The following is a 3,970-nucleotide window of genomic DNA, read 5'->3' on the forward strand; positions in this document are numbered from 1 at the left end:
ACCAGATAATCCGATGAGATGCCGGTCTGTCTCACTCTCATGCAAAGGTAAGATCAACCATTTAATCCGCTTACCCTGAAATGTAAGGCCTTTGAATAAGACAAAAGGCTGCCTCATCGCTAACTTTGCAACAGTGCCCCTGCGTGCGCTGCTGCCATGTCCACTACCTGACGCCGGTGATGGTGATGGCCTCGCCGGAGCGGGAATTTCTTAACCTCGACGAATTTAGACGATCGGCGGGCGAGGGGATGTCGTGGCAAGGTCCGCCTTGCGCTGCTCCGCAAGGGCGACACCAGCGGGTTCGTCGGCGGCCACGCCTAGCGCGACCGCAACCAAGCGTCGAAAAAGTATACGCTCGTCACCCGCCGTCTCCTGTGCTGAGAGTCTCAGGCCGATCGGCCGGCAGGGCTCAATGTCAGCAAACGCGTGATGAGCGGTGGCCTTCAACAGTGATAAGGCGGCACCAGAGAAAAATCACTCAGGGTCAATGCCAGCGCTTCGTTAATACAGATGTAGGTGTTCCACAGGGTAGCCAGCAGCATCCTGCGATGCAGATCCGGAACATAATGGTGCAGGGCGCTGACTTCCGGTGCCAGCAGATATTTTGGCAGTTTGCCTTGGATCAGAGCCATCTGACGCAGGGCTAGTGCAGCCGGATAGTCAATAGCTACCGGCAGCGGTGCGGACTGTTGTAACTCAGAATAAGAAATGAGGCCGCTCATGGCGTTGACTCTCAGTCATAGTATCGTGGTATCACCGGTTGGTTCCACTCTCTGTTGCGGGCAACTTCAGCAGCACGTAGGGGACTTCCGCGTTTCCAGACTTTACGAAACACGGAAACCGAAGACCATTCATGTTGTTGCTCAGGTCGCAGACGTTTTGCAGCAGCAGTCGCTTCACGTTCGCTCGCGTATCGGTGATTCATTCTGCTAACCAGTAAGGCAACCCCGCCAGCCTAGCCGGGTCCTCAACGACAGGAGCACGATCATGCGCACCCGTGGCCAGGACCCAACGCTGCCCGAGATGCGCCGCGTGCGGCTGCTGGAGATGGCGGACGCGATGGATATGTTCTGCCAAGGGTTGGTTTGCGCATTCACAGTTCTCCGCAAGAATTGATTGGCTCCAATTCTTGGAGTGGTGAATCCGTTAGCGAGGTGCCGCCGGCTTCCATTCAGGTCGAGGTGGCCCGGCTCCATGCACCGCGACGCAACGCGGGGAGGCAGACAAGGTATAGGGCGGCGCCTACAATCCATGCCAACCCGTTCCATGTGCTCGCCGAGGCGGCATAAATCGCCGTGAAGATCAGCGGTCCAATGATCGAAGTTAGGCTGGTAAGAGCCGCGAGCGATCCTTGAAGCTGTCCCTGATGGTCGTCATCTACCTGCCTGGACAGCATGGCCTGCAACGCGGGCATCCCGATGCCGCCGGAAGCGAGAAGAATCATAATGGGGAAGGCCATCCAGTCTCGCGTCGCGAACGCCAGCAAGACGTAGCCCAGCGCGTCGGCCGCCATGCCGGCGATAATGGCCTGCTTCTCGCCGAAACGTTTGGTGGCGGGACCAGTGACGAAGGCTTGAGCGAGGGCGTGCAAGATTCCGAATACCGCAAGCGACAGGCCGATCATCGTCGCGCTCCAGCGAAAGCGGTCCTCGCCGAAAATGACCCAGAGCGCTGCCGGCACCTGTCCTACGAGTTGCATGATAAAGAAGACAGTCATAAGTGCGGCGACGATAGTCATGCCCCGCGCCCACCGGAAGGAGCTGACTGGGTTGAAGGCTCTCAAGGGCATCGGTCGACGCTCTCCCTTATGCGACTCCTGCATTAGGAAGCAGCCCAGTAGTAGGTTGAGGCCGTTGAGCACCGCCGCCGCAAGGAATGGTGCATGCAAGGAGATGGCGCCCAACAGTCCCCCGGCCACGGGGCCTGCCACCATACCCACGCCGAAACAAGCGCTCATGAGACCGAAGTGGCGAGCCCGATCTTCCCCATCGGTGATGTCGGCGATATAGGCGCCAGCAACCGCACCTGTGGCGCCGGTGATGCCGGCCACGATGCGTCCGGCGTAGAGGATCCACAGGACGGGTGTGGTCGCCATGATCGCGTAGTCGATAGTGGCTCCAAGTAGCGAAGCGAGCAGGACTGGGCGGCGGCCAAAGCGGTCGGACAGTGCTCCGAGAACGGGTGCGCATAGAAATTGCATCAACGCATATAGCGCTAGCAGCACGCCATAGTGACTGGCGATGCTGTCGGAATGGACGATATCCCGCAAGAGGCCCGGCAGTACCGGCATAACCAAGCCTATGCCTACAGCATCCAGGGTGACGGTGCCGAGGATGACGATGAGCGCATTGTTAGATTTCATACACGGTGCCTGACTGCGTTAGCAATTTAACTGTGATAAACTACCGCATTAAAGCTTATCGATGATAAGCTGTCAAACATGAGAATTCGCGAATGAACAAGCTCCAACGCGAGGCCGTGATCCGAACCGCGCTCGAACTGCTTAACGACGTGGGCATGGAAGGTCTAACGACGCGCCGACTGGCTGAGCGCCTCGGGGTGCAACAGCCAGCGCTCTACTGGCATTTCAAGAACAAGCGTGCGTTGCTCGACGCACTTGCCGAAGCCATGCTGACGATAAATCACACGCATTCGACGCCAAGGGATGACGACGACTGGCGTTCGTTCCTGAAGGGCAATGCATGCAGTTTTCGACGGGCGTTGCTCGCTTATCGCGATGGCGCGCGTATTCATGCCGGGACGCGGCCAGCCGCGCCGCAGATGGAAAAAGCCGACGCGCAGCTTCGCTTCCTTTGCGATGCTGGCTTTTCGGCAGGTGACGCGACCTATGCGTTGATGGCAATCAGCTACTTCACCGTCGGCGCTGTTCTTGAGCAGCAAGCTAGCGAGGCAGACGCCGAGGAGCGGGGCGAAGATCAGTTGACCACCTCAGCGTCTACGATGCCGGCGCGCCTACAGAGCGCGATGAAAATCGTCTACGAAGGCGGTCCGGACGCGGCATTCGAGCGAGGCCTGGCTCTCATCATCGGCGGTCTTGAAAAAATGAGGCTCACTACGAACGACATTGAGGTGCTGAAGAATGTTGACGAATGACAGGGGGCGGCAGGTGCGGAGGGCGCGGTTGCTTCGTCATATGAAGCAAAGTCACCTAGCTGAATTAATGGGTGTGGATCAGGCAACCGTGTCGCGCTGGGAGCGGGGCACCCTTGCATTGTCGGATGGGAGGTGGTCAGCGGTTCTTCAATTGCTTACCGGGCCTTCCGATTCATCGTACGACGCTGCGCTGAAGCGTCTGGTGCAATCCTCCGCCCACAAAGTCCATCTGGTAGCGACCGGACACATTGTTTGCTCGCGGCATCTCCGGCCAGGCAAAGGGAATTGCGGATTGACCTAGCCGAACTCCTTGGTAAATCGCTGCGTGTTTATGCGTCCCCGAGATAGTTGCGGCCGACTCTGCGCTTAATGGGCTCGGTTGGCATGAGGGGCGGCTGGGGTCACTCGAGGTGGATACCGGCCCGAACTGGAGCGAGGAACTTCCATACTGCCAAGGCGAATGCTGTGGGAGCGCATCATGCTCGCTGATGGTAGCCCGGCACTACTTGTTACCACCACAGCTTAATGCGAAGGGTGCTCCTGTTCTTGTGCATATTTTATGCGCTGCTGATTGTGCATCGAACTGATAACCTCAACGGGTCTGCTTTGTAGTTCACCACACCCCTGACGCGCGCGTGCCGGATAAGCAGAACTATGGTGCCGATGGATGTCAGGAACACTCGGCCTGGTTCGTAACTAGGTCGTCCTGCGCGATCCTGCGGCTAGGGCCGGAATCGTGCTCGCCAGTCAGGCGCTGATGAAGCCTATGGGCACTGTTGCAAATAGTCGGTGGTGATAAACTTATCATCCCCTTTTGCTGATGGAGCTGCACATGAACCCATTCAAAGGCCGGCAT

5 protein-coding genes and 1 pseudogene are annotated in these 3,970 nt (G+C 58.1%); 2 read left to right on the forward strand and 4 right to left on the reverse strand.

Annotation, left to right across the window (positions count from 1 at the left end; genetic code table 11):
* Window positions 1-452 precede the first annotated feature (452 nt).
* The 4 genes and pseudogenes from ABN256_RS18795 to tet(C) form a co-directional block, all read right to left on the reverse strand.
* Window positions 453-722 (reverse strand): annotated as a pseudogene (locus tag ABN256_RS18795) (phage integrase family protein); the annotation flags it as partial.
* An 11-nt stretch (window positions 723-733) separates the two neighbouring features.
* Entirely contained in the window at window positions 734-925 is a 192-nt protein-coding gene (locus tag ABN256_RS18800; RefSeq protein WP_009873362.1) for a hypothetical protein, read from the reverse strand.
* Between the two features lie 4 nt (window positions 926-929).
* On the reverse strand, window positions 930-1,268 hold the full coding sequence (locus ABN256_RS18805; protein ID WP_002310911.1) for a hypothetical protein: 339 nt from the start codon (window positions 1,266-1,268) through the stop codon (window positions 930-932).
* The gene (tet(C), locus tag ABN256_RS18810) at window positions 1,172-2,362 is read right to left on the reverse strand and encodes a tetracycline efflux MFS transporter Tet(C) (RefSeq protein WP_053409934.1); all 1,191 of its coding nucleotides are present in this window, start codon (window positions 2,360-2,362) and stop codon (window positions 1,172-1,174) included. Before tet(C) ends, ABN256_RS18805 begins: the two co-directional genes overlap by 97 nt.
* Before the next feature lie 92 nt (window positions 2,363-2,454).
* On the opposite strand from tet(C), the gene tetR(C) reads away from it, so the two are divergent.
* The gene (gene tetR(C) / locus ABN256_RS18815) at window positions 2,455-3,114 is read left to right on the forward strand and encodes a tetracycline resistance transcriptional repressor TetR(C) (protein ID WP_001038045.1); all 660 of its coding nucleotides are present in this window, start codon (window positions 2,455-2,457) and stop codon (window positions 3,112-3,114) included.
* On the forward strand, window positions 3,101-3,415 hold the full coding sequence (locus tag ABN256_RS19300) for a helix-turn-helix domain-containing protein (RefSeq protein WP_061342203.1): 315 nt from the start codon (window positions 3,101-3,103) through the stop codon (window positions 3,413-3,415). Before tetR(C) ends, ABN256_RS19300 begins: the two co-directional genes overlap by 14 nt.
* Window positions 3,416-3,970 lie beyond the last annotated feature (555 nt).

Origin of the sequence: Proteus sp. fly-1008 (assembly GCF_040140305.1) — a bacterium.
GTDB classification, from domain to species: Bacteria; Pseudomonadota; Gammaproteobacteria; order Enterobacterales; family Enterobacteriaceae; genus Proteus; species Proteus vulgaris_B.

Coding starts and splice junctions, on each gene's coding strand:
- ABN256_RS18805 (WP_002310911.1), bottom strand. CDS start 1,268: ATGGAACGGGTTGGCATGGATTGTAGGCGCCGCCCTATACCTTGTCTG.
- ABN256_RS18800 (WP_009873362.1), bottom strand. CDS start 925: ATGAATCACCGATACGCGAGCGAACGTGAAGCGACTGCTGCTGCAAAA.
- ABN256_RS19300 (WP_061342203.1), top strand. CDS start 3,101: ATGTTGACGAATGACAGGGGGCGGCAGGTGCGGAGGGCGCGGTTGCTT.